The 2,572-nt window shown below is 37.9% G+C and carries 4 protein-coding genes and 1 pseudogene; 3 read left to right on the forward strand and 2 right to left on the reverse strand.

What is annotated here, in order from left to right:
* The 3 genes from AC1DPZ_RS25300 to AC1DPZ_RS25310 form a co-directional block, all read left to right on the forward strand.
* Window positions 1-334, forward strand: a 334-nt coding sequence (locus AC1DPZ_RS25300; RefSeq protein ID WP_477408696.1) for an RNA polymerase sigma factor, incomplete at its 5' end; no start/stop codon positions are given.
* Window positions 321-911 carry a hypothetical protein gene (locus AC1DPZ_RS25305; protein WP_477408698.1) on the forward strand — a complete coding sequence of 197 codons (591 nt, stop codon included), beginning with the start codon at window positions 321-323 and terminating at the stop codon, window positions 909-911. The genes AC1DPZ_RS25300 and AC1DPZ_RS25305, both read left to right, overlap by 14 nt.
* A 30-nt stretch (window positions 912-941) precedes the next feature.
* The gene (locus tag AC1DPZ_RS25310; protein ID WP_477408700.1) at window positions 942-1,469 is read left to right on the forward strand and encodes a GNAT family N-acetyltransferase; all 528 of its coding nucleotides are present in this window, start codon (window positions 942-944) and stop codon (window positions 1,467-1,469) included.
* Window positions 1,470-1,476: 7 nt separating this feature from the next.
* Here AC1DPZ_RS25310 and AC1DPZ_RS25315 read toward each other — a convergent pair whose 3' ends face one another.
* Complete coding sequence (locus tag AC1DPZ_RS25315) at window positions 1,477-2,178, reverse strand: LytR/AlgR family response regulator transcription factor (RefSeq protein ID WP_477408702.1); 702 nt, start codon at window positions 2,176-2,178, stop codon at window positions 1,477-1,479.
* 3 nt (window positions 2,179-2,181) lie between these two features.
* A pseudogene (locus tag AC1DPZ_RS25320) lies at window positions 2,182-2,572 on the reverse strand (hypothetical protein); the annotation flags it as partial.

Genomic DNA, 2,572 nt, shown 5'->3' on the forward strand with positions numbered 1-2,572 from the left:
CATGATCTCCACGTGGATCTACCGCATTGCTGTAAATACGTGCTTAACTTATTTACGATCGGAAAAGCGACAGGCCAAGGACGAACTCACTCCCCAGATAGCAGAAACCAAACGAGAGGAGCTATCAGACAAAAACGAAAAAGTTGCATTGTTATATAAGTGTATATCAAAACTGGAAGAATCAGAAAGAATAATAATAACATTGGTACTCGACGAAGTACCCTACCCCGAAATTGCGGAAGTTTCGGGCATATCGGAAGGAAACCTGAGGGTGAAGATTTATCGTATAAAACAAAAATTAACAGAATTATATAACCAGTATGAAAGACTTTGATCATTTGATGTCGGTTTGGCAGGGACAGCCAAAACAAGATCAGCTTTCAGTGGATGAGGTGCTGAAGCAGGTAAAGAAGGGGATTCGCAGCATAACTAATAAGTTGTACTGGACTATAGTGGCCATGGTGGCAATCACCATATTTGCGGCCATCGTTACATTTTTCCTGGCATTCAAGTCGGGAGTTACTACGGCAGGTATATTATTGGTATTGATTACTATGCTCATGTACTTGTCGCTAACGGTAAGGCATTATCATATCCTCAGCAAGCGCGATGCTACGATAAACCCATCTGAGTACCTTGAAAGCTTGAAAGAATACCAAAAAACCAGGTCGAAAGTAATTGGCTGGTTTTATTACATTTATATATTGATGATAAGTGCAGGGCTTGCACTTTACTTTATTGAAGTGCTTGAAAACTCCTCCCTGGTATTTAAAATAGTAACTTATACATCAATCATTATTTGGTTTTTGTTTACCACATTTTATTTAAAGCCAAGAATGTTTAAGAACGAGGAAGAGAAGCTTAACCTGATGATAGACCGGTTGGTGAGGTTGAAAGAACAGTTTGATTAACTATTATTGTACCGAAATTTTCACATTAAAATGACGGGCAACCCTATTACCCTTCAAAAAGTAACAATAGCTGATGTTGACACCTTGCTGACTATTAGCAGGGATACATTCTTTTATTTTTTTGGCCCGCTGAATGACGCTGACAATATGGATGCATATGCGGCCAACGCATTTACTACAGAACGCACAAGGGCCGAAATTGAAAACCCGGGCTCGCAATTTTACTTTGCGCTATTGAATGGCCTAATAGCTGGCTATCTTAAATTAAACTTTGCGGGCGCTCAATCTGAATTTAAAGATCCGGATGCCCTTGAGGTGGAACGTATTTATGTTTCAAAAGAGTTTCATGGTAAAAAGATTGGCCAGTATCTCTTAAATTTCGCTATTCAAACAGCACTCGATCATCATTTTAAATATATCTGGCTTGGCGTTTGGGAACACAATAATAAAGCCATTGGTTTTTATGAACATCACGGCTTTAAGGTATTTGGCAGCCATGAGTTTTTATTAGGGAATGACTTGCAAAACGACCTGTTGATGAAGAAGGAATTGACGTAAAAAAATATCACAACTTATTCTGATTAATCAACAAATGCATTACCTGCTCCCGTAATTGCCTGCTAATTGGAATTTGGTGCAGGCCTACAGCTAACATATTTCCCTCAATAGAATTAACTTTATTATAAGCAACAATGTAAGATTTATGGGTTTGCAGAAACTTACGCAACGGTAACTTATCGGCAAAGGCTTTTAAAGTGCTATGGGTGATTATCTTTTTATTGATAGTTTGTATCACCACATAATTCTCCATACCCTGTACAAAAAGCACCTCATCATAAACAACCTTTTCCAGCTTGCCTTCACTTTTTACAAATAAATAGTCGGCCTCATTCCAATTGCTCTTCTGGTCAAAATAATCCTTAGCTTTAAATGCGGCCTTCATAAAGCGCTCAAAAGAGATTGGTTTAAGCAGGTAATCCAACACATCCAAATCAAAACCGTCTGTAGCATACTCCTTAAAAGCAGTGGTAAATATCACTTTAGGAGGATTTTGCAATGATTTTATAAAATCGACACCTGTTAAATGCGGCATTTGGATATCCAGGAATAACAAATCAACAGGTTGTTGTTTCAGTATGTCACTTAATTCCATTGCATCTTCACACTGGGCCTTTAAATTAAAGAATCCGGCTTTCTCTACATACCCCTGCAGGCCCTTTCTTGCAAAAGGTTCATCATCGGTTATTATACAAGTTATTAAACCCATCTCCTAAAATTTCAATTCAAGTTCTGCTATAAACCTATTTCCGTGGCGGTTAACAACCAGCTTATGTATATCCGGATAAAGCAATTGTAAGCGTCTTTTCAAATTCTCTAACCCTATGCCACTATAGTTATATTTAGCTTCTATTTTCTCAGGCACATCATTGGTAACCGAAAAAGCGATCATTCCGTCGATGCTCTTTGCAACGATATTAATTTCATATCCTCCGCCAACATATTTAAACGCGTTCTCTACCAATGGTAATAAAAGTAGTGGATAAACAGGCTGATCGGTCAGCTTCGTATCAAAACAAACATTTAAGCACAGTTTATTGCTTGCCCTTATTTTTTGAAACTCAATATAATTTCGCAGGTATTCCAATTCCTGGCTTATGGAT

The sequence above is a fragment of the Mucilaginibacter sp. P4_G9 genome (genome assembly GCF_056400985.1).